We start from the raw sequence: 24,262 nt of genomic DNA, 5'->3' as shown, positions 1-24,262 counted from the left end.
TCCAGCTGGAGCACAAGGTCCGAAAGGTGATACAGGAGATCAAGGTCCTCAAGGAGCAACAGGTCCACAAGGCCCAGCAGGTGCTGATGGAAATAATGGTGCCGATGGAGCACAGGGTCCACAAGGCAATCAAGGTCCTCAAGGAATACCTGGTGAAAAGGGAGACCAAGGTGATCAAGGAATTCAGGGGGCACAAGGCCCAGCCGGTGCAGTTGGAGCTACAGGTCCAGCAGGTCCACAAGGCCCAGCAGGTGCTGATGGTCAAGATGGTGCACAAGGCCCACAAGGTCTTCCAGGAGCAACCGGTCCAATCGGTCCAGTTGGAGCAACCGGAGCAACTGGAACTGCAGGTACCAACGGAATTGGAATTGACTCTATTGTTGATAATGGTGATGGTACATTTACTATTACCTATACCAATAATACAACCTATACCTCTTCAGATTTAACAGGTCCAACAGGCCCAGAAGGTCCACAAGGTCCACATGGCGTTGTAGACCCTAAAGACCTAACCGCGGGTGACACTTCCATTACCGTTACAGATGGTACAGGAGCAACACTATTAGATGCCAATATCAGGGTTGCAGACGCTGGTATCACCACGGTTAAGTTGGCGGATGCAGCAGTAACCCCTGCAAAAGTTCATGCTGATGTTGCTGGTGCTGGGATGGTGAAAAACACAACAACCAATGCTTTGGACGTTCAAGCCAACAACGGATTAAACGTTGATGCTACAGCAGATGCTGTTCAATTGGGTGGGACATTAATCAAGGCTACGGCAATCGCTACAAGCGCCACAGCTACTTTAGCGCTGACTGGATTGCAACCTGGCACTTTTCAGGATGACATTTTAGTGATAGATAGAACATCTGGCGTTATAAAGCAGTTAAAAGCGGCCATGCCTACGTTCTTTTATATGCCTTCTGTTGTTGTTTATACTGCTGCAGATCAAGTACCATCCGGTGATACTTTTGGAACTATCAACCTTTATGACAAATACAGTGATCAGTTTGGTTCACCAGCTGCGTGGAACCCAGGCGCTACGACGAGCTTACCAGTGTTGCCAGCCAGTGAGTTGGATTATTTTATCACGTGGTACGATACTACTGTTTTCGATAATGTAGTGGTCGACGATGGAGGAATATTGACCTACACCATCAGAGCTGGTGCAGATGTCACGATGGCTTCCTTTATGAACATTGTATTCTCTGTAAAACCTTAATTGACTATGTACTTTAAAACAAAACCTATCCTATTAGGTATAGCATTAATAATGCTTGCAACTTATAACAAGTTGCAAGCACAATGCTATCAAAATCGAGTAGTGACGGCCTCCTTTGCAACTGGTGGCTCTAGCCCGTATATCGATGATGTATTATGGTTGACTTGGGGGTCTAACAGCCAAGCTGACTTCCCTCATGGAAGACATGGTCAAGCGTTGGCCGTGGGTGCCAAATCTTATGCCTCCATTCCATTAGGACTTGACCAATGGCTATGTATCGAAGCTGAGATCACGGCTATATCAGGAGGGGGAATTATATCTTATGCACCAGGAAATTGGTCAGGAGATTATCTCGATGATTTGTATCATATTGGAGGAACTGGTACTGACAATAAGTTGGTGTCAGGAATTAGAAACGAGGTTGATGATAACACTATCACAATGAGTATTGTATGCAAAGCCTCGATAGATGGTGTGCCGGTAAGACTTGCAGGATTGGTTGTGGCTGATGCAGAGTCTTTAGCACAGGTTAATGGTCGAGAATATATTCATACAACTGCGGATGGCGATTGGACCTTAGTGGAAGTCAATAAAAATTTATCATCTGGTCCTTATACTGTTAGAAAAGAGATTGTAAATGTTGGAAGCGTAGCAACTTCAAGGAGAACCATGAAATTTCTTAGAGGAAATGATCAAGGAACCATGGCAGTATCCTTTTTAAAGTTCAATGAATCTGCCTATAATAAGGCTGCTACTAATCCCGATCTTTCTGTGACCGTTGATGCCATAATTAAAGGAGGTGGATTAACTGCCATAGCCTTGGGCTTATTGCCTCCCGATGTGGATGGCGGAGATGCACCGGAGTCTTATGGCTATCCAATGCACCTGATTCAAAGATTGAATTTTAGTGGGGATGGTATTGCACCAGTCCCTGCAGGAAGTAGTGCTGCGACCAATATCAACACTTTAGCTTACCAACCAGGAGGCTTAATCCCTAATGCTGAATTAAGTCATTTGGGCAGTACAGCACCTGATACGGAACGGGTTCCGTTATATTCAAACGATGCGATGGGCGATAATAACCATGGGGATGCAGGAACACTTGAAGAAGATGCTTGGCCAGAGGCACTTAAAACATACTCTTATAAGGTGTATGTGCCAAATTCCCTTATTACTGCAACCATCCCTTACAGTAGTCGTAGAGATGGTTATATTGCAGGATGGATTGACTTTGACCGAAGCGGTACTTTTGATCCCAGTGAAAAAATAGAGATTTTTGCGCCTTCAACCGGAGGTCTTCCAGGAAGTGTGGTCATGGAATGGACGGTTCCTCCTTCGCGCGTAGCGTATGGTACATTTATAAGACTGAGACTTTCAGAAACACCTAATATCAGTCCTACCGAAACGGTAAATACAGGAGAGGTAGAAGATCATAAGCTGAATATATTAATCCCTGCGGTAACCAACCCTATGATCCATAGTAGAGGAAAATTTAAAAATTAATGATGAAAAATTCTATATTCCATATCAGTTTTTTCCTGCTCATTACTTTTAATATGATGGCGCAGACCAGCAATGGAGGGATACTTTACGTCAGTGAAGCCACCCAGTTCTCAACAGTCGAGCGTTTTGACAACCTTGCCACGGGGTCGTATTTTAACGATGGGGATGCTTTCATCTACAATCACTTTAACAACGATGGCATCGTAGATTTTCACTTAAATACGGGACTTACCCGATTTATCGGAAGTTCTGACCAGATGCTCAGTGGTACAAAGATCAGTTACCTCTATAACGTTTATTTCAACAATTCCAGCCATGCGGTGCCATTCCAATTATTGGGGCACTTACATATTAGTGGTGAATCCGATTTTTATGATGGCATTGTGGACAACGACAATTTTGGTGGCGAAATAACTTTCAATACCAACGGTTACCATAGCAATACTTCAGACGGTAGTCACGTGGACGGTCCTGTAAATAAGGTGGGCGAAGGAGAATTCACCTTCCCGATCGGTGATGGTGGTTACTATCGTTTTGCGGGGATTTCCGATCCCGAGAACGCCGATGCTTTTTTTGAGGGCAAATACTTTTTTGAGAATTCCGATGCTCTTTACCCGCATGCACTCAAAGCTGGCGTGATCAAGGAAATTGACAACCAGGAATATTGGACCATAGAAAAAAACAGCAGCAGTACCGATAATGGCCTGATCACACTTTCTTGGAGAGATGTGACCACGCCGGCTTCAATGATCGCCGGTGCAGAACTGGGCGACTTGACCATTGTACGCTGGAACGCTGCCACAAACATGTGGGTGGACGAAGGTGGTGCCATCGATATCGATAACCAGACCGTTACAACGGCAGTCAACGATTATGGCGTCTTTACTTTTGCCCGTGTCAAATCCAATCTTGTGCTACCGTGTAACATTGTTGTATATAACTCGGTGACGCCCAATGGCGATGGCAAGAACGATTTTTTCCTGATCGATCTGTCCAACAGCAACCAGTGCGCCAATAACCTTAAGGTCCAGATTTTTAACCGCTGGGGGGTAAAGGTTTACGAGACCACCAATTATGGCGTCAGCGGCAACGTTTTTGATGGCTTTTCATCCGGTCGTCTGACATTTAAAAACTCTGAAAAATTACCTTTTGGTACCTACTATTATATCCTAGAATATCAATATGGTTTAGAAGCGGAACAAAATTTTCATAAGCAAGCTGGATTTTTATACCTAAGTTCTGAATAACATGAATCGAATTCCTATGACTATTAAAAAATCAAATTTACTTGTTCTCGTATTGTTCGGAAGTCTGCTGTTCATGTTACCTTCTGCCCAGGCACAACAGGACTCTCAGTATACCCAATACATGTACAATACCATAAGTGTCAATCCTGCCTATGTAGGTTCACGTGGCTCTTTAAGTATTCTTGGGGTCTATAGAAACCAATGGGTTGGCTTGGACGGTGCTCCAAAAACGCTTAATTTCTCAATGCACTCGCCAATAGGTGTGAAAGGTGTGGGACTGGGACTTGGTTTTACCAGCGATCAGATTGGTCCCTCATCGGAGAGCCTGGTCACTGCAGATTTTTCTTATACCATACCCATGGCAAACGACTTGAAACTGTCCTTTGGGATGAAGGGCGGGGTCTCCATTTGGGACTTGGATCCGAATAAATTGAATATCTACGATCCCAACGATTATGACCTTAGGCAACAGAACAACAGCTCTCCGGTAGTTGGGGTTGGACTTTATCTGCATACGGAAAAATGGTACGTGGGGCTTTCATCGCCTAATATGTTGGAGACCCAACATTACGACGATGTTCAAGTGTCCACCGCCACCGAAAAGACTCATATTTATCTCATAGGAGGCTATGTGTTCGATATCAATCCGAACTTTAAACTTAAACCGGCCATCTTGGCCAAAGCCGTCGTCGGAGCCCCCTTGGCGCTTGATTTTTCGGCGAATGCCCTGTTGAACGATAACCTAACTTTTGGTCTGGCTTATCGCTTGGACGCCGCAGTAAGTGCCCTGGCAGGATTCCAGATCTCAGACCATATCATGATTGGCTATTCCTATGATTACGATACCACTGCACTGGGGAATTATAATGATGGCTCGCACGAGATATTTCTTCGCTTTGAACTTGGCACAAGGATGAGAGCGAAAGTAAATCCAAGGTTCTTTTAATTGTATTTAAAAAAGATGTCATGAAAAATAGTATTACCATATATAGTTTCTTTTTGTTTTTTCTCGGTTTTTCAAGTATGGCCTTGGTTCAGGGACAGGATAAAAAATTGGAGAAAGCTGCAGAAAACTACGCGCAATTGGATTTTGTCAATGCCCAAAAGATCTATCTGGAAGTTGCCGAAAAAGGCCATCAATCTGACGAGCTTTTTACGAAACTGGCCAACAGTTATTATTTTAACGCGCAATATGACCAGGCTGTAAAATGGTACGGACGCTTGTTTGAACTGAACCCAGAACCTGAGAACGACATCGTTTATCTACGCTATTCCCAAGCTCTAAAAGCCACCGGGAACACTGTTGATGCTTCAAATTATTACGATACCTTCACGGCTAAAAGTGGTTTGAAATCTGGAAGAAATGCACGGAACTATGCCGATCTGATTCAACAGAACTCAGGAAGGTACGAGATGGAAGCCCTAGCAAAGGTCTATGATGAAGATAAGATCTCCTTTGGTTATTTCAAATCGGGGAACACCCTTTACTATGCATCAACGAGCGACACCAAAACGTTTTTGAACAAGAGGAGTGCTTGGGACGGTCTGAGTTTTTTATCACTTTACAGCATCGAAGTGGATTCCCTGAACCAGGCTCTTGGCCATTCTGAAAAACTTACGGGGACCTTGAACAGTAAATTCCACGAATCGTCACCTGTATTTACGGCAGATAACAATACCATGTATTTTACACGGAGCAATATCACCGCCAAGAACAGAAAGGACGATCAAAAATTAAAGATCTATAGGTCAGAAAAAATAAACAACAAATGGCAGGAAGCAGAAGAACTGTCCATCAACAGTGATCATTTTTCCAGCGCACACCCGGCATTGAGTCCAAATGGCACAAAGCTTTATTTTTCATCGGACCGTCCTGGAGGCTTTGGAGAGTCAGATCTCTATGTGTCCACTATCAATACCGATGGAAGCATTGGGGAACCAATTAATTTGGGACCGGAAATCAATACGAGAGGTAAGGAAACCTTCCCGTTTGTTTCTGCAGACCACGAACTGTATTTCTCATCTGATGGCCATTTTGGATTGGGCGGTCTAGATGTGTTCTATGTCAAGATCAAGGATGATGGCTTTGGCAACCTATTGAACGTTGGCGCTCCCATTAATACCTATGCCGATGATTTTGCCTTTGGTATAGATCAGTCGAGCCAAAGGGGTTTTATAAGTTCTAACCGTTCGGAAACTGGAAACACCTTTGTTTACGATAATATTTATACATTCTTGGAGACAGCTCCAATCATAGATCTCTATTTTGCACAAATCGATGGCTATGTCACTGACAAGCAGACCGAACTGCCTATTGGTGGCGCTACTATCGTGCTGACCGATTCCAACAATAAGATCTATAAACAGGTACAGACCAACGGCGAAGGCTTTTATACGGTTGAGACCGATAAATTCGAAACCTATTTTGTGAAAGTGTCCAAGAAAACTTACGATTCCGATGAGGTCCTGTCTAAACCAAATCTTGAGCACCAGCAGTTCAACTTCCAATTGCAGACCAACGAAGTTGCCTTGGTTCCTGGAACCGACTTGGCCAAGGTATTGAACATCCCGATCATCTATTTTGATTTTGATAAATCCGATATTAGAAATGACGCTCAAGTGGAACTGGAAAAAGTCTTGGCGGTTCTCAACCAATATCCAAACTTGAGATTGGAGATCCGTTCACATACTGATAGTAGAGGAAATGATGCCTATAATAAAGGGCTTTCACAACGTCGTGCGACCTCCACCTTAAAATATTTGGTTGAAAATGGCGTCCCAGAATCGAGATTGCAAGCCGTCGGATTTGGAGAGAGCAAACTAGTGAACAACTGTACCAATGGGGTTCCATGTTCTGCCGAAGAGCATCAGAAAAACAGACGTTCAGAATTTATTATTATAGATTAAAAGTCAGATGCAAAAATATAAACCCTAACTTATATCCAGTATCTAAAAAAAACCGAAGCTATGTCTTCGGTTTTTTGTTTTTGATCATGATGGTAGATTGGGTGTAATGAAAGAAATAACCATTCTCGGTCTCAAGCCTAATTGGTGGATGATGTTAGAAAGATTTAATCAAATATACTTTAAGAATAGGTTTCAATAATATCATATATCGTCAGTAAAAAGTTGATAGTCTCAATAAAAATGACCCACCTAAAGCACTAGGAATACTTCAGATTGAAATCTTGGGACACCCTCAATCACGAAACTTTTACTTGGCTATTTTAGGATCAACTAAAAACAATCCTAATTATATCGCTATCGGATGGATGCCCCAACGGTTTTTATTGGCATGGGCAAAATCCGATTTATATTTTTCTGGAATGACTCCATTAAGCATCGCTCCTGGTGTTATCGACGGGAAAAGTTCTTCATAAGTAATCATGGCATTTAGAGAAACACGTCGGTAAATATGAGAACGTGTCAAGTTTTTTGGTTCATCCAAACCGGTAGCGCCCAAAAGTTCAACAAAATTTTTAATAGTCTTTTCATGGTAATTGGCCACACGTATTTTTTTGTCTTCAACAACCAAGCCTATCGTCAGTCTCGGATCCTGAGTGGTGATTCCGGTGGGACATTTATTGGTATTGCACAATAAGGCTTGAATACAGCCCAAAGCCATTTTCATGGCGCGTGCCTGATAACAGCCGTCGGCACCCAAAGCAATGACTCGAGCAACGTGAAAAGCAGAAGTAATCTTGCCTGATGCAATAAGTTTTATGTGTTTTCTGATATCCAATCCGTTAAGAATATTATGGACAAAATCGAGACCGTCAATCAAGGGCGCACCCACATAATTACTGAATTCAGGCGGTGCCGCTCCAGTGCCACCTTCTCCACCATCTACGGCAATATAATCCGGATATATATCCAAGTCTATCATGGCTTGACAAATGGATATAAACTCACTTTTATAACCAATACACAATTTGAAGCCCACCGGTTTTCCGCCCGATAGATCTCTTAACTTTTGAATGAACTGCACCATTTCAAGAGGGGTGTCAAAAGCGGAGTGGTAGGGTGGGGAGTTGACCCTAGTATGTGGTGTAATATGCCTAATTCGAGCGATTTCCTCTGAGTTTTTCTCGGCTGGTAAAATACCACCATGCCCAGGTTTGGCACCTTGAGAAATTTTGAGTTCGATCATTTTTACATTCGGATGTTTTGCCTTTTCAGCAAAAAGATTTGGATTGAATTTTCCTTCCTCATCCCGGCATCCAAAATACGCCGTACCAATTTGCCAAATGAGATCGCCACCGTGTTTTAAATGATAATCGCTCAAGCCACCTTCTCCTGTATTATGCGCAAAATTCCCAATTTTGGCACCGGCATTCAAAGCTTCAACGGCGTTGGCACTAATGGCACCAAAACTCATGGCTGCAATATTCAAAATACTTGCGGAATATGGGTGTTTACAAGCCTTGTTTCCTATCAGAAATCGCGGATCATGATCTAAGCTCTCAAAAGGTCTTGGTGCGATGGAATGACAAATCCATTCGTAGCCTTCGGCATAGAGATCTAGCTGCGTACCAAACGGAATCGTGTCCCGTACGCCTTTTGCCCGTTGATATACTGTGGAGCGATCGACGCGATTAAAAGGACGACCATCAATATCAGATTCAATAAAATACTGATACATTTTTGGTCGTAAATCTTCCAATAAATAGCGGAGTCTCCCTAGTACCGGATAATTCCGCATAATGGTATGTCGGGTTTGAAAAACGTCGTAATATCCTAAAATGGTCAGGGCTAAGATAATTGCAAATAGCACATACCAATTTGGACTCAAAAAAATAGCTAATCCGAGGGTTATCAAGAGTGAAGCACTTGATATGATATAAAAGTTGATTCGCATAACAGAATTTTTTTAGGCTCACAGATATGTTTTGTGGATTGACATAGCCTTCTTGTGAATTTTTAATAATCCGTTTATTACTGAGTGTAAATTACTAAATATAAAGATGTAATTAAGAGAACTGAGCTTGTATTTTGAGGGAATGGAATTTATAATTGACAATGTGCTGTACTTGTCAGTCATTGGTGATTTAAATACGTTGTCAAGTTTTTCTTTTGGCTTCCAATCAATTACTTTATTAGATAGAATCAATTTTGCAATAAACCTTATATTAGCATATAAATCATTTTACCTTGAATACTGTTAGAGTTTTTATTTCCGAGAATGTTAAGGAACTGCTACAGTTTTTAAGAAGCATCAGTTTTTCAAAGGCCATAAGGGTGGGTATTGCAGTTACTTTGCCTGTACTCATAGGCATAGAGCTTGGATATCTTGAAATTGGATTGGCACTCAGCTTTGGTGCCTTTTGGAGCTCGCCCAGCGACGTCATTGGCAGTTTCCGTCATAAAAAGTTCGGGATTCTTTTTTCCGCGACATTGGTTATGATTGTGAGTTTCATAAAGGGCTATCTGCATTTTGAACTCTGGCTGCTGCTTCCGGTATTGGGGTTGATCACTTTTGCCATTGCTCAAATTTCAGTATATGGTTTTCGTGCCTCGCTCATCAGTTTTTCCGGTCTTATGGCCTTCGTATTGAGTTTCTCACTTGAATCAGAACTGGAAATCTATCAGTATGCTTTGTTGTTGGGAGCTGGTGGACTTTGGTATTTGCTCCTGTCCAAAGCTTGGTATCGCATCAACCCAAAGGCAGAAACCGAAGAGTTTTTATCCGAAACTTATTTGCTTACCGCAGAATTTATAGAAACACGAGGGAATTTGATGGACCCACATGAAGACCATGTGAAATTACAATCCCAATTACTTAAACTTCAAAGTGATCTTACCACGAACCATGAAACCCTGAGGGAGATTTTGATACTTTCCAGAAAGGCGTCTGGGTGGTCCAATTATCAGAATAAGCGCCTGTTGATATTTGCCCAACTGATAGAAATGCTGGAAACGGCAGTTGCAAATCCTGTCAATTATGATCGGATGGATGCACTCTTTAACGCCCATCCCCAATTCGTTAAAAGATTTCAGGATCTGATTTTTGAGATGTCTTCTCAATTACGGATGATTTCAGAAGCGGGAAATGATCCTAGGAAATTGCCCAAGAACACTGCTATGAGTGAATGTTTTGTAAACGTAAGACATGAGGTGACCTTACTTCGTGAAACCGAGTATTACGAGGAATATCTTATGCTTCAAAATCTGCTTGAATACCAAGAAACACAGTCTGAAAAACTTAAAATAATAAAAAGGCTTTTAGGGGAGCATACTATTGATGAAACCGATTTTATAGATAGAAAAAAAGCCAGACGCTTTATCGCACCCCAAGATTATGATCCTACGCTGTACTTTAGGAGCTTTAGTTTTAAGTCGACCATTTTTAGACATTCGGTGCGGTTGGCGGTTACAGTGATGATAGGTTATGCGCTGGGCTCGATCTTCGCCTTTCAGAATCCATATTCTATCTTGTTGATCATTGTCGTGATCATGCGCCCCAGCTACGGACTCACAAGAAATCGGGCGAAAGATCGTATGATCGGTACACTTATTGGCGGTGCGATTGCCTTTGGTGTGGTTTTTCTGATTCAGGATCCTTATGTGTACGGCATTATGGGCGTCATTTCTTTGGTAATTGCAATTTCCTTGGTACAAAAAAATTATAAGGCTTCAGCAACTTTTATTACATTAAGTGTGGTCTTTATTTATGCTATTCTTATCCCTGACGTCCTGGGCTTAATCAAATTCCGCATCTTGGATACTTTGGTCGGTGCTGGACTCTCTTATATGGCGATGTTGTGGCTTTGGCCCGCTTGGGAGTTTGTTGAAATGAAGGAAAGTATTGAGAAAAGTGTCCAGGCCAACAAGGATTTTCTCCAAAAAATTACCGAGTATTATCAGCGGAAGGGAAACATACCAACCTCCTACAATATAGCTCGTAAACAGGCATTTTTAGAAACGTCCAATCTCAGTTCGGCTTTTCAGCGGATGACACAAGAACCTAAATCGAAACAAAGGGAAATGGATAAAGTTTATGAATTGGTCGTCTTGAACCATAATTTTTTAGCTTCATTGGCTTCATTAAGCACCTACATAAAGCATTATGATACCACTGCGGCATCCGAACGATTTAAAACTGCAACAGAAAATATAGAGAAAAACCTGGAGCAGGTGCTCCAATGCTTAAAAGATAAGACCTGTGAGGTTGAGGGGCGCTCTGAAAACGATCTTCTTCTTGAGGAGCCGTTGCCGACTTTCAATTCTTTAGAAATTAGTAATTTGGGATCTACAGACAAAGAAACCGTACGCGGACTTCAAGAAACCCATTTGGTTTGGGAACAATTGGAATGGTTATTCTCAATAAGTCGGAAAATGCTGAAACTGGCAAAATCAGTCAATTTGGATTGATAACTAATGAAATCCGGTTCTTTTTTAATATAACAATTCACAAGTTAACATGTTTTAAAATAGCGTCTAGAAGCGAAATTAAAATGATTCTTTAATTAGTTTAGCTGACATCGGTATGAATCTTTTAATTTTGAAAATCATAACATTTTAGAAATGGTCAAAATTTTACAATCAAAAAAAATAAGGAATCTGTTAGTGCTGATTTTTTTTGCTGCATGGTCACAAGTAGTTTTTGCTCAGGAAAAAAAGCCAAAAGTTGCGTTGGTTTTGAGCGGAGGAGGAGCAAAGGGGATTGCGCATATCCGTACGCTTCAAGTATTGGATTCTTTACATATTGTTCCAGACTTAATAGTAGGCAACAGCATGGGGAGTATTGTTGGCGGACTTTATGCCATGGGATATTCTGGCGATAGTATTGCTAACCTCACAAAAAACGCCAATTGGGAAAAATTATTGGGCGGAAAAGTATCCCTTAATAATGTTGGTGCGGAAGAAAAGAGCGAGTACAATAAATATTTAATTGAATTGGATTTTAAAAATGGGAATATCAATACAGGTCTTTATATTCTTAATGATCAAAATTTGAGAGAGTTTATTGCTTTTTTAGCCGTTCCTAGCTATGAGATTGAGCAGTTTGATAATTTACCGATTCCTTTTAGGGCGGTTGCAACGGACATTATAAATGGAAAGGAGGTTATTTTAGACCAAGGTTCTCTAGCCATGGCAATGCGTGCCAGTATGTCCATACCAGGCGTCTTTTCACCAATACGATATAAGAATACACTTTTAGTAGATGGCGGATTGCTAAATAATTTCCCTGCAGATATTGCTAAAAATTTGGGCGCAGACATCATCATCGGGAGTGATGTGGGTGACGACCCAAAAACAATAGAAAGTTTAAACAGTATTAGTGCCTTACTGTTTCAAGGGAGTATGATGAATAGTAATACAAAACGACCGGCAAACCGTGAACTTTGTGATATTCTCATTGATCACGCCCCTTATCTAACCTATTCCTCGTCAGACTTTTTCAAAGCGAACGAGATTTATGAAGTGGGGAAGATTGCAACCCATCAACAAATTGATGCTTTGGTCGATTTAGGAAATAGCTTGAAAAATTTTGAACAAAGGAAGCACGAACTCCCTGTTGCGAGAACCGAATTTGTATTTGATACCATCGTTTATCAAGATATCAGTAAATCGAATTTGGCACTTGTTAAGGCAAGAACAGCAATTTATCCTCATCAAGAATATACGAAGCAAGACATTGAAGATGGATTAGGCAGAGCCATGGGCACAACAATCTTTAAAGATATCGAATTTGCACGTTTAAGAGAGGATGGTAAATTTGGTCTCAGTTTAAAAGGTGTTGAAAAATCGAAGCATCAACTTAAAGGCTCTTTGCACTTTGATGGCTATCGTGGCGCTGGGCTTATTGCTAATTATACAGGTCGGAATATTATTGGACAGGCATCACGCTCTATCATTACCTTAGATATTGCAGAGCAGCCAAAAGCACGTGTGCAGTACCAGAAAAATTTTGGGGAGGACAGGGACTGGTGGTGGCGAACCGAAGTATTTGGACAACTTCTTGAACAAAAATTATTTATTGAAGGAAAAAATGTGGATAAGGCGAAGTTTCATTATTTTGAATTTGACAATCAGATCAATAGAAATCTAAGCGCTTTAAAGAGTCATGCCGGCTTTGGTTTGAAATATAAATACAGCAAATTAAAACCCACAATCGATCCCAACTTGTCCAACAATATTCTTAATTTAGAACAGTATAGTTTTGCAACTTATGAGCTTTATGCCCAGTTTAAATTCAGTAATTTAAATGATGTGCTCTATCCTACCAAAGGCACTCAAATTCAAGCCGTTTTGGCAAGATCATTACAAAACAAAGTTGAAACGATCTATGTTGACCCCAATATTGATGATATTTACGAAGTTGGCACCGAGTACACTAAATTGAGCCTTGATTTTGAAGAAATCGTTCCTTTTACCGCAAATTTAACTGGAATGATAAGTCTAAATTCTGGTTTTTTATTTGGAAATAGAACTGAAGAAAATGATTTTCTCTTTTCTACTTTTGGTTATGGTGCAAAATATTTCTTAGGAGGAGATATTATAGATCCAAGAACAGACAATTATACGTTTTCTGGCTTAACGGAAAGTGAATTGGCGGTCAGTCAATTTATAAAGTTGGGACTTGGTCTCCAAATAAAGACCTTTCGAAATTTCTATTTTATTCCACATATGGAAATCGCATCTGTAGGTTTTGGGAGTTTTCGTGATTATTTTCCCAATGCATTTTCTGCTAAAGGAAAATGGAAAAATTATGAAGACCCTAGTTTTCTGGCATCTGTTGGTGCTAAGGTTTCTTATAAATCACTTCTTGGCCCTGTGAATTTTGACGTCTCGTGGGTCAATAGTACCAATAAGCTTCGATTTTTTATTGGCATAGGATTTCCTTTAAATCGCTCAAATTAAGAGAGTCGTTGTACTAAACTATACGCTTAAGCGAAAATGTATTACTGATCAGTTACAGTATTGGATGCGTAGTGAGTTTTAAGATTTCGAAGTAAAGCTTTCAATCTAAAAATACTGTTTCTCCTAAAACTCAGTTTCTTGGCCCACTAATTTCCAACCAGCACGAGTAACTTCCAATTTCATGATCAGACTGGTCACCAAAGTTTCTAATAAATGTTCTTGATTGCCAATGGTTGCTACTTCCACTTGAATTATGACTTCATCTTGATTTGTTTCTAAAACATCTCTATTTACAGAACGCAGTAATAACTGATCATTAATTTCAATATGGCTTAACAACCAAAGCCTGACGTTAGATTCTATATTCAAAGAACATTGTATGGAGACCTTATAGTAAGTTTCTTTAACTACAGTTTTACGATATGCTGACAGTTTCGATAATCGAATGCTAACAGGTCTTAGAATTATATGCGACAAAACCACGGCCGTAGTAGTCACAAATGCTTCAACGAAAAATCCCATCCCCGCCAAGGCTCCAACCGCTGCAGAACACCAAATGGTGGCTGCTGTGTTAAGTCCTTTGACTCCAAATCCGTCCTTCATAATAACGCCAGCACCAATAAAACCGATACCTGTGACTATCTGAGCAGTAACTCTGCCAGGGTCTCCTCCTGCAAGACTATGGAGGTCTAAAGACAATAGTACATACGATGCAGCGCCGATGGCAACCAAGGTGTTTGTTCTTAATCCGGCATCTTTTTGCTGCCACTGTCTCTCAAATCCGATAATACCTCCTAGCAAAAATGCTGCGCCAATGCGAAAAATGTATTCGGTTATCTCCACAAATCCGTCCATAAAATAGTTTACTTATTCATCAAAATAGTTGACATGAAAAGAATTTGACGACATCATCCTTCCAAATTCAAACAGGAAAAACCAACTACAAACATAATCATAAGGTATCATAACTCAAATATCAACTTAACGACTTTCTAGCAAAAAATGAAATGATTATTCCCGGTATTGACAATGCAATGGCAAGGTAAATTAAACTCATTGGAGAGTAAATCCCGAGTAATAGTCCCGCAGCCGAAGATGCGATCATAATGGACAAGTTGAATACCGAAGACTGAACTGATGTGGCGACGTCTTTTGCCGTTTCTACCTGTCTGCTTACGGCTGCCTGTAACAAGGTGACCAATGGACCAAATGAAAGTCCCCATAAAAAGAAAGCAAAGTGACCCATGCCAGTTGTTCTTCCGAACATTAGAAAAATAACCATAGAAATGATCAACAACCCGAACATGGCAATGGTAAGCAGTCTCAAGTGTTTATCGGTGTATTTTATGGCCAACAATACGGAAATCAAAGAGCCGATTCCAAAAAATAATAAGGCACTTTCAACGCCTCCAGCCAGTTGAATTTCATCAACAAGACTTGTAATGTAAACGTAAACGCCATAGTGTGCGATAACGCCAAGTAGCGTAAGTAGTAAAACGATTAAAACTGCTGGTATTTTTAACAGTGCAAATGGTGATGAGCTTTTAGTCAATTTCTCTCCTGGAATTGAGGGTAGTGCAAAAAAACTAATTAATGCAATTACAATAATAAAGCCTCCAAGTCCAATAAATTCTGTTCTCCAACCATAATCATTTCCGATGGAGGTCATTATTGGCATTCCAATACTAATGCCCAATGTGGTTCCTGCCATAATTACTGCGATGGCTTTTCCGTGATCTTTTTCATCTACCAATCGCATGCCATAGGCGGCAATCATTGGCCACATAACTCCGGCACAAATTCCACCAATAACCCTCAAAACAATAATGACCGTATAATCGTGAACAAGTCCTGCGATAATATTGGAAATGGCGAATCCTCCAAGCAAAATCATCAACAGGTATTTACGGTTGAATTGCATGGTCAAAGAAATGAGCGGGATGGCAAATATTGCCGATGCGATGGCATAATAACCTACCAGATTTCCTGTTTGCACCTCGCTGATATTTAAATCGGCCATCATTAATGGGAGAACGCCTGAAGGCATCAACTCAGAAAGTATTCCTACAAAGGTGACTGAAGACATCAAGATCATAATCAGCCATGGAAAAGCACGTTTGGCTTGTGCCGTAATATGTTGTTTGCTCATAGTTTTATTTTTTAGACCTAATGAAAGTCGCCGTAACCATTTAGTTTTCTTCTGCTAAAGAAAGTTAATTTTCTAATAGGTTACGGCGACATTCTTTTTTAATTTTTTGCTGTTTTAATGACCAGTGAAATTAGCTTTAAAAGCTCAATGGAACATCATAAGCCATCTCCTTACGACGGAATAAGAAATCACCATTTCTAACCGATGCCAATACGTCTACTCTTTTACGAATCGCCTCATAAACAGTAGATTCATTAAGAACAATAAAGTTAGCTGCTTTGCCTACTTCCAAGCCATAACTGTCTTGAATGTTTAAACAACGAGCGCCGTTATAGGTAATCAAATCAAAAGCTGTTTTTATTTCTTCTGGAGACATCGTTTGGGCCAAGTGAATTCCGTTATCCAGAATATTCATCATATTTCCATTACCCATTGGATACCATGGATCGTTAATGGAATCTTGTGCGAAAGCCACATTAATTCCTGATTCTATAAATTCTTTCACTCTAGTCAATCCACGACGTTTTGGATAGGTGTCCTGACGACCTTGAAGATAAGCATTTTCAGTAGGACAGGAAATGAAGTTCATCTTACTTTTTTGGAATAAATCCATCATTCTAAATGCATAGGAATTATCAGCTGAACCAAACGAACACGTATGACTTGCCGTGGTTCTGGTACCATAATCTTCCATAAGGACCAGCGCATTTAATAACTCTACAAAACGCGAATGGGTGTCATCGGTTTCATCACAATGCACATCAATCATTTTGTCGTATTTCAAAGCAAGACGAACGATATCGTGAACAGATTTGTCTCCAAATTCTCGCGCAGGTTCGTAATGTGGAATGCCTCCCACAACATCAGCTCCCATTTTAAGCGCTTCCTCCACTAACTCAAGTCCGCCCTTATACATGTACATGCCTTCTTGCGGAAAGGCAACAATTTGAATATCAACTATGTCTTTTAACTCTTCCTTCATTTCCAACATCGCTTTCAATGCGGTAAAATTCGGATCTGTAACATCAATATGGGTTCGGATGTGTTGTACGCCTTGGGAAACTTCATCTTTAATGCCCTTCATTGCCAATCTTTTCACACTTTCTACAGTGAGCGTTTCTTTGAATTTTGGCCATAATTCAATCGCTTCAAACAAGGTTCCTGAACCAGCTCCGGCCTGTCCAAGTTCAGATAAGGTATAGACATAATCCAAATGCAAATGCGGATCTACATAAGGCGGTAAGACGAGCTTGCCACCAAGGTCAATCTCCTCATCACATTTTGGTAAATTGGTTCCGATTTGGGTGATTTTCCCATTTTCAACAATCATTTCGGTTGCTTTCTCGTTGCGATAGATTTTCGCATTAAAAAACTTTTTTTTCATGTTATTTAAATTTTATGATGTTACTGTTTTTTGTGATTATCTGAATTGTTAACCCAAGATTAGGTTCAATTATGAAACTTCAGATAGCTATCGATAATTTACAGCTATAATTTCAATCTTAAAATGATCTAGGTCAGTAAAACGGCAATTATTGAAAGAACGTGGGTGGTGCTATACAACACTAAAAATAAATAAGGAATACCCAAGATTTTGGAAACTCCAATCAAATGGTTATGGATCGCGCCAGAATTGAGGTAAAGTAGGTCGCTCAGAAAAAAAGTAGGAGAGATAAAAACGCCATCACTAGATTTCTAAAAACTAAGTAGTAGTGGGGATATATAAGCTGTGAGGAATTGAGATTCATCCTCACAGCTTTGAATATAGAGTGAATTGGGAATAGCTAACTGCCGTTTTAAAGCGTTATAAAAATGGATCTTCTTTCAATATTCTGGAGGTTTCTTGTTTTATGGCCTTTACCTTCGGTATCTTCCATTAACAAGATGTCACCGCCTTTGAACGTTCTTTTTTCGCCTAATGACGTTTCAATCTCAATTTCGCCATCCAGCAATATGATGTATTGCTTTTGTGGCGCATTGTGGAAATCGTAATCATAGTCAGGTTTTACGGTCCTAAAGATGATGTCTTTAGTTGGAATTTTATCAGAGAGAAAACCGATTTCACCATCATTCTTTAATGGCATGTCAATATCCTCAAAGTGACTCTCTCCGCTTTTATCGCTATAAACTCTGGTAATTCTTATCATGGTTTTAAATGGCTATTGACCTTATTTAAAAATCACGCGATTGGCTTCTTCCACTTCATCTGGAGAGATGGTATGTGGACGGCCTTCATGCACCTGTAGGTAAACTTTGGCATTCATTTCTGTCAAGATATGAACACTATCGTGGACGCGTTCTATTGGTACATGCGGATCTGGATTCCCGGTTCCGATAAAAATCGGGGTTCCGTTAAAGTCGCCAGAGTAATTTTCCAGGTTTATTTTATCGCCTATCAATCCGCCGGTAAATGCTGCAACTCCGCCAAATTTCTGGGCATGGCGTGTCACAAATTCCAAGGTCAAACAGGCACCCTGCGAAAAGCCCAAGAAGTAAATGTTTCCGGCAGGGATTCCTTGTTCAATGATATCATCTACCATGTCCTTCAGTAAGCCAAGAGCAGAAGAAAGCCAGGGCTCGTTTTCCTCAGGTTTGGCCAGAAATGAATAGGGATACCAAGTATTATTTGTGGCCTCAGGGGCAAGTAGCGCATATTCTGCCACTTTAAAATGAGAAGCAAGACCCAAGATATCACGGGCATCTGCGCCACGACCGTGGATCATAATTAAAGCTTTTTTGGCTTCTTTTAAAGATTTGCCCGCCGTTTGTATATTTTTCTTGTGCATACGTTTTCTTATTAAATGGTAAGTTTTGGAAGTGCCTTTTCAATTTTATCCCGCATCGTTTTATATTGATCGGGTAATTGAAGCGAACTTCCTAGATTCTCTACCGTTTCATCTGTTGCAAATCCAGGATTGTCCGTCGCAATTTCAAAAAGGACACCTCCCGGTTCACGGAAATAGAGTGAAAAGAAATAGTCTCTGTTTATTTTCTCGGTGATGTTCAATCCTCTTGCGACAATTTTCTCTCTAATGGCCATCAATGTGTCTTCATCTTTTACCCGAAAAGCCACATGATGATTGGTGCCGCCAGCATTTAAGCCTCTCTGGGCTTGTGACATTTCCAATAGATCCACCAAAGCTGCATTTTCTACAGCATCGGTTTGATAGCGGGTTAAATTGCCTTCGTTTGCTATTTTTTTATAGCCGAAAACTTCGGTCAGGATAGCGGCAGTTGCGGTGCTATTATTTAAAGTCAAGGTCACGGTATGAAATCCTTTGATGGCCACATCAGATTTAATGTCAGAGGTTTCATAACCTTTTCGATCATCGATGTGTTTCGCTTCAATCAAATTGAGCCATAAACCGTCTGGATCTTGAAAAGTCAGGTGTTTTTCTCCAAACCGTTCACTGATATCTTCGTGATGAATTTTAAGATTTTCAAAACGGGCTTTCCAAAAATCCAGGCTTCCTTTTGGTACGGAATAGCCTATTTCTGTAGCCATCCCAGCGCCGTTGTGTCCTTGCCTAACATTTGCCCAAGGGAAAAATGTTAGAATGGTGCCAGGATTGCCTACTTCGTCTCCAAAGTAGAAATGATAGGTCTGGGGATCGTCAAAATTGACGGTCCTTTTGACCAACCGAAATCCAAGGGTTTTTGTGTAAAAGTCGTAATTGCGTTGGGCATCGCCAGCAATGGCGGTAATGTGGTGTAGTCCTAATATGTCGTTCATAATTTTGAAATTTAATTTTCTTTACAAAATGAAACTCAGAGTAACTTATGCGTTTGGTGCCAACCAATTTAAATTCCTCATCATTTATTTTTTAAAAGGATGTATTTACAAAGATAACCACAAGGCTTTTTAGCAACAGCATAAAGTTTTTAAATTTTGGGTGGGGAATAGCAGAATTATTAAAAAATAAGGCTATAACAGGGCTTAAGAATTAAATTCTTGGGATAGCGTTCTTAATGAGCGTTTGGATATCATATAAAAACTGCCTATTTCATGCATTATGAACTAGGCACTTTTGACATTAGCTTAACATTCCTGAGCAGCTTTTATTGTCTCGAAAGCATACTCTTCTTTGGGAGGAGCCGAACGCTTAAAGCGACTGGAAGGTTTAAAACGAACTAAACGGATAGCATTAAGAATTACCAAAAGCACACTCAATTCGTGAATCAGCATTCCTGAGGCTAGGTTCACGTTTTTTGTCAGAACTCCTGCCAATAGCAGGGCAACTGTTCCAACTGCAATAAACATGTTTTGTTTCATATTTCGAACAGTGGCTTTGGAAAGCTTGAGCGCATGGGTCAATTTATCGAGATTATCGGCCATCAAAACCACATCTGCCGTTTCCATGGCGATATCGGTTCCTGCAACGCCCATTGCGATTCCCACATCTGCGGAAGCTATGGCAGGGGCATCGTTTACACCATCGCCAAGCATGGCGAGTTTTATACCTTTCCCCATACATGATTTAACTTTTAGTGCCTTATCCTCGGGAAGCAGTTCAGCATATATGCGATCCAGTCCCAGTTGCTCGCCCACAATACTGGCAGTATGTTTATTGTCGCCAGTAAGCATTACCAAGTGTTTAATGCCCGATGCCCTAAGATTATCGATGGTCTCCTTAGCTTTTTCCCTAATGGCATCAGCGATCGAGATAATTCCCAAAACCTTTTGATCATCGGCAATAAAGACGGCAGTATTTCCGGCTTTCTCTTGTTGCAAGGCATAGGATTCCACTTCAGTTTCGATATGAATTCCATTTCCTGAAAGTCCTTTTCGATTGCCGATATAGAGGGCTTTTCCATTTAAGTTGACTTCAATTCCACGGCCTTTAAGCACATTCACTTCTGTAGGTTTATTCAGAAGTTTTAATCCATTTCTTTCTGCTTCTTTTACAATGGCTCTGCCCAAGTGATGTTCTGAGATCACTTCTGCTTCGGCGGCCATGAGGAGTAAATCTTCTTCAGGAATACCAAATCCTTTTATGGCAGTAACTTCAGGTTTGCCTTTGGTTAATGTTCCCGTTTTGTCAAATACAAAAGCATTCAGTTTTGCCAGATTCTCCATGACCTCTCCGCCTTTGATCAAAATCCCATTACGGGCGGCATTCCCAATTCCAGCAACAATAGAAACCGGTGCGGAAATCACCAATGCTCCAGGGCAAGCGATGACTAGAAAGGTCAGCGCTAAATGGACATCCTGTGTAATCATCCAGACTAAAACAGAAAGAACCATAATTCCGGGCGTATAAATGGTGGCAAACTTCTCCAAAAAACGTTGGGTCTTTGCTTTTCCTTCCTGTGCCTCTTCCACCAATTCGATGATTTTGGCAAATGTAGTATCCTCTCCAACATGTTCGGCTATCACTTCAAGATAGCCGCTGTCCAAGATGCTCCCGCTGAATACTTGATCATCCATAACTTTACTTATGGGAATGGATTCGCCGGTAATTGCTGCTTCGTTCACAGAGGCGCTTCCTGAAATCACCCAGCCATCAATTGGAATTTTTTCTCCTGTCTGTATGAGGACCAAATCATTTTCAACAACCTCGTCGGCCATTATAAGGGAGCGCAATCCGTTGCGGACTACCGTCGCTTCCAACGGCGCCATTTCCATCAAGGATTTAAGTGATGCACGCGCTTTTTCCAAAGATCGCCCTTCCAAGAAAGCCCCAAAAAGGAACAGGAAAGTCACCGCTGCGGATTCTACATATTCTCCAATAATCAACGCACCAATAACTGCTATGGTCACCAAAAGTTCGATACTGAACATTTTTAGTCGTGACGCTTTCCAAGCTTTTATAAACGTTGGAACTCCGGCGACTATGGAAGCTGTAATTAAAAGGGCATCCAACAGTAGGCTGTTCCATTTGAACACATAGGTTGCTAATGCAGCAAGAAGCAATATTCCTGCTGCATACATTATTCTATTTACTTGTTTAGCTTTCATAATCTTCTATACCATTTATTAAGAGGTTATTATCGGGAAGCCTACTTTTTTTATCACTTCGGCCAAGCGATCGGAAGAAACTTTTTCTTCATCATATTCTATTTTCACCTTGCTGGAATTAAAAAGCACTTTTGATTTTTCTACCCCTGGCTCTTTGTTGAGAACGCCTTCTATCCTAGTAATACAACTAGGGCAGGTTAGGGTTTCCAATTGAAATCTTACGGTTTTCATATCTTTTATAGTTTTCATTTTTCTCGTTTTTAGAATTAATTATTTTTTTATTTCAACCCTTAGTGGGAAATATCTCCATGTAATATATGCTCTAAAGCTTCTAATGTATGTGTGTATTGCACATAAGCATGTACATACTCACGGCCTTGTTCAACCGAATTATCCTTTGTTTTACTGAGTTTTGCTACGGTGGAATAACGCTCTCTTAGCACTTGTTCCAAATGATTGGTGACGGTTTTAATGACATCCTCTACATTATTATTTGCGATTGAATTATCGGCCATTTCCACTAAAGGCGTCATCGATCCGGCGGGCTTTAAACCTGTAAAAGATGCACCTTCCATTTCTCTGTGTAATCTTACGAGGGTTTCCAAAAAATGTTTCTCAACGATGGTATAGACTTCTTTGTCTTCATTTTTTAAACGGTAGGTTTTATCGAACAAGGGAATGATTTCCTTTTCTTGTTGAGGTTCAATCCACTTTAAGACCAGTTGCACATTATTTTGATCCAATGCTTTTAATGCATCCTTTATAACGGGCCCGTCATAAGAGTCGCAATGTGCGAATCCTGAAATACTGGCCAACATAAATGTGAATGCCAGAAGAATGGATCGCATTTTAAATTTGAAACCTCTTTCTGTATTTAAAGAGCTTGTTGTTTTTACTTGAGTTTTCATAATATCTGTTTTAGAATTAATAATCTATTTTGATTTTCTATAAACAAAACTATGCATTGCTATAGACCTGTGCGACCTATCTTATAAGTTGGCACTGGTTTATATAGAAGTACACGTCCCACTTTATAAAGTAGGACTTGAGAAAGGTCATCTTAGGAAGGATGAAAGACTGATTCTGGGTTTATTTTTGAGAATCTCGAAATTCACTAGGTGTTTTTCTGGTGAACTTTTTAAAGACGCGGTTGAAGGCCGATTTAGAATTAAACCCACTTTCGAAAGCAATTCCGAGTAAGGAATAGTTGTGAAATTTTGGATCTACAATTTTGTTTTTCACCTCTTCAACGCGATATTTATTAATGAAATCGAAGAAGTTTTGACCATAGACGTCATTGATGACCTGAGACAGGTGATGATGGGGAACATTAAGGCTTTCGGCAAGTTTGGGTAAGGTGAGATCGGGTTGTAAGTAAGGTCTTTCTGCTTTAAAATAATCGTCAATTTTACAAAAACACTGTTCCAGTTCAACATCTACCAGTTTAGAAGTCGCATTAGGGGTTTCGATAAGAGGTTCGTTGGGTTCTTCGTCGGTGTCGCTGATAAAAATGCCTATCTGTTTGAGACCGAAATACCCAATCAAGATAATAAATGCCGAGAGTGACAACATGAGACCGTTGATACAAAAACTCATGGAAAACACATGGAAAATATGATGAATAATAGCGGTCACTATCAAAGCAGTCCATAGTATTCCAAATACCGGAATCAATTTTCCCAACCAATCCAACTCGATGTCCTTTGAGGAAAAATTTAGGATGGATTTTTTCGTCTTGTGAAACTGCTTTTGAGCCAGAACAAAATAAACTGGTCCGGAAAGAGCGGTAATAGCAAGAAAGAATAAAAACAGGATAGGGGGTTGGGTTGTTCCTTCAGTAACATGGTCAATTCTAATTCGCGCTGAATAACTAGGAAAACTTGACGCAATCAGCAAGTATAGAATAAATGCTGCAAAAGGTACAAAGTGCCAGAGGTTTTTGGTTTTAAATTGAATCTGGTTAAAAGTAATGGTAGAAACATACAAGTATAAAAAAGGCCCATGTAATAGAAACAATGCGATGATTCCGCTGGACATAAGAGGGGTTTGAAAAAAGGATTCCATCGTAAAGGCGTAAATCCCTGTGATACCACCCAAATACAAAAGCCAAAAACTAAAGATGCGGTCATGCAGTAATTTTGGCTTTTTCTGAAGGAGAAGCAACAAAAAGAAAAATGCGTTGAAAGAAGCTATAACTAATATATATTTCATCGTCCTGCAAGTGCTGTGATAAGTTTAATTTAGAAACCCGTAACCAATCCTTATTTAGATCAAAAAAAATTCACAAGAGTTCTATAGACATTTTTTAATGTTGTGGC

General features: G+C 40.3%; 17 protein-coding genes and 1 pseudogene. 7 read left to right on the top strand and 11 right to left on the bottom strand.

Features of this window, described 5'->3' with window-relative positions; translation table 11 throughout:
- From ESZ48_RS19410 to ESZ48_RS18660, 5 genes and pseudogenes are all read left to right on the top strand, one after another.
- Positions 1-1,222, top strand: a pseudogene (locus ESZ48_RS19410) (collagen-like protein); the annotation flags it as partial.
- Positions 1,223-1,228: 6 nt separating this feature from the next.
- Positions 1,229-2,725 carry a CshA/CshB family fibrillar adhesin-related protein gene (locus tag ESZ48_RS18675; protein WP_129019023.1) on the top strand — a complete coding sequence of 499 codons (1,497 nt, stop codon included), beginning with the start codon at positions 1,229-1,231 and terminating at the stop codon, positions 2,723-2,725.
- Positions 2,725-3,972, top strand: coding sequence for a gliding motility-associated C-terminal domain-containing protein (locus ESZ48_RS18670; RefSeq protein WP_223266510.1), 1,248 nt, complete (start codon positions 2,725-2,727; stop codon positions 3,970-3,972). Before ESZ48_RS18675 ends, ESZ48_RS18670 begins: the two co-directional genes overlap by 1 nt.
- Positions 3,973-3,988: 16 nt before the next feature.
- Positions 3,989-4,918, top strand: a complete 930-nt coding sequence (locus ESZ48_RS18665; RefSeq protein WP_190246308.1) for a PorP/SprF family type IX secretion system membrane protein — start codon at positions 3,989-3,991, stop codon at positions 4,916-4,918.
- A gap of 20 nt (positions 4,919-4,938) precedes the next feature.
- Positions 4,939-6,879 (top strand): OmpA family protein, encoded by a 1,941-nt coding sequence (locus ESZ48_RS18660; protein ID WP_129019020.1) that lies wholly within the window; start codon positions 4,939-4,941, stop codon positions 6,877-6,879.
- A gap of 346 nt (positions 6,880-7,225) precedes the next feature.
- Here ESZ48_RS18660 and ESZ48_RS18655 read toward each other — a convergent pair whose 3' ends face one another.
- Positions 7,226-8,830 carry an FMN-binding glutamate synthase family protein gene (locus ESZ48_RS18655; protein WP_129019019.1) on the bottom strand — a complete coding sequence of 535 codons (1,605 nt, stop codon included), beginning with the start codon at positions 8,828-8,830 and terminating at the stop codon, positions 7,226-7,228.
- 293 nt (positions 8,831-9,123) lie between these two features.
- On the opposite strand from ESZ48_RS18655, the gene ESZ48_RS18650 reads away from it, so the two are divergent.
- Both ESZ48_RS18650 and ESZ48_RS18645 read left to right on the top strand, forming a co-directional pair.
- Positions 9,124-11,343 (top strand): FUSC family protein, encoded by a 2,220-nt coding sequence (locus ESZ48_RS18650; protein ID WP_223266509.1) that lies wholly within the window; start codon positions 9,124-9,126, stop codon positions 11,341-11,343.
- A gap of 153 nt (positions 11,344-11,496) precedes the next feature.
- On the top strand, positions 11,497-13,836 hold the full coding sequence (locus ESZ48_RS18645; protein ID WP_129019018.1) for a patatin-like phospholipase family protein: 2,340 nt from the start codon (positions 11,497-11,499) through the stop codon (positions 13,834-13,836).
- 123 nt (positions 13,837-13,959) lie between these two features.
- Here the strand turns inward: ESZ48_RS18645 and ESZ48_RS18640 are convergent, their stop codons facing one another.
- The 10 genes from ESZ48_RS18640 to ESZ48_RS18595 all read right to left on the bottom strand — a co-directional run bounded on the left by ESZ48_RS18640 (position 13,960) and on the right by ESZ48_RS18595 (position 24,155).
- Positions 13,960-14,691, bottom strand: a complete 732-nt coding sequence (locus ESZ48_RS18640; protein ID WP_129019017.1) for an MgtC/SapB family protein — start codon at positions 14,689-14,691, stop codon at positions 13,960-13,962.
- A gap of 121 nt (positions 14,692-14,812) precedes the next feature.
- Positions 14,813-15,985, bottom strand: a complete 1,173-nt coding sequence (locus tag ESZ48_RS18635) for an MFS transporter (protein WP_129019016.1) — start codon at positions 15,983-15,985, stop codon at positions 14,813-14,815.
- A gap of 136 nt (positions 15,986-16,121) precedes the next feature.
- Complete coding sequence (locus tag ESZ48_RS18630) at positions 16,122-17,369, bottom strand: amidohydrolase family protein (RefSeq protein ID WP_129019015.1); 1,248 nt, start codon at positions 17,367-17,369, stop codon at positions 16,122-16,124.
- 412 nt (positions 17,370-17,781) lie between these two features.
- Positions 17,782-18,132 carry a cupin domain-containing protein gene (locus ESZ48_RS18625; protein ID WP_129019014.1) on the bottom strand — a complete coding sequence of 117 codons (351 nt, stop codon included), beginning with the start codon at positions 18,130-18,132 and terminating at the stop codon, positions 17,782-17,784.
- 21 nt (positions 18,133-18,153) lie between these two features.
- Complete coding sequence (locus ESZ48_RS18620) at positions 18,154-18,771, bottom strand: alpha/beta hydrolase (RefSeq protein WP_129019013.1); 618 nt, start codon at positions 18,769-18,771, stop codon at positions 18,154-18,156.
- Positions 18,772-18,782: 11 nt separating this feature from the next.
- Entirely contained in the window at positions 18,783-19,718 is a 936-nt protein-coding gene (locus tag ESZ48_RS18615; protein ID WP_190246307.1) for a ring-cleaving dioxygenase, read from the bottom strand.
- Between the two features lie 306 nt (positions 19,719-20,024).
- Positions 20,025-21,944 (bottom strand): heavy metal translocating P-type ATPase, encoded by a 1,920-nt coding sequence (locus tag ESZ48_RS18610; RefSeq protein ID WP_129019011.1) that lies wholly within the window; start codon positions 21,942-21,944, stop codon positions 20,025-20,027.
- Between the two features lie 18 nt (positions 21,945-21,962).
- Complete coding sequence (locus tag ESZ48_RS18605) at positions 21,963-22,193, bottom strand: heavy-metal-associated domain-containing protein (RefSeq protein ID WP_223266508.1); 231 nt, start codon at positions 22,191-22,193, stop codon at positions 21,963-21,965.
- 41 nt (positions 22,194-22,234) lie between these two features.
- Positions 22,235-22,852, bottom strand: coding sequence for a DUF6448 family protein (locus tag ESZ48_RS18600; RefSeq protein ID WP_129019010.1), 618 nt, complete (start codon positions 22,850-22,852; stop codon positions 22,235-22,237).
- A gap of 181 nt (positions 22,853-23,033) precedes the next feature.
- Positions 23,034-24,155, bottom strand: a complete 1,122-nt coding sequence (locus tag ESZ48_RS18595) for a helix-turn-helix domain-containing protein (RefSeq protein ID WP_129019009.1) — start codon at positions 24,153-24,155, stop codon at positions 23,034-23,036.
- Positions 24,156-24,262 lie beyond the last annotated feature (107 nt).

The organism is Gelidibacter gilvus (assembly GCF_004115975.1).
GTDB lineage: Bacteria > Bacteroidota > Bacteroidia > Flavobacteriales > Flavobacteriaceae > Gelidibacter > Gelidibacter gilvus.
This window is presented reverse-complemented; position numbering and strand designations above follow the sequence as displayed.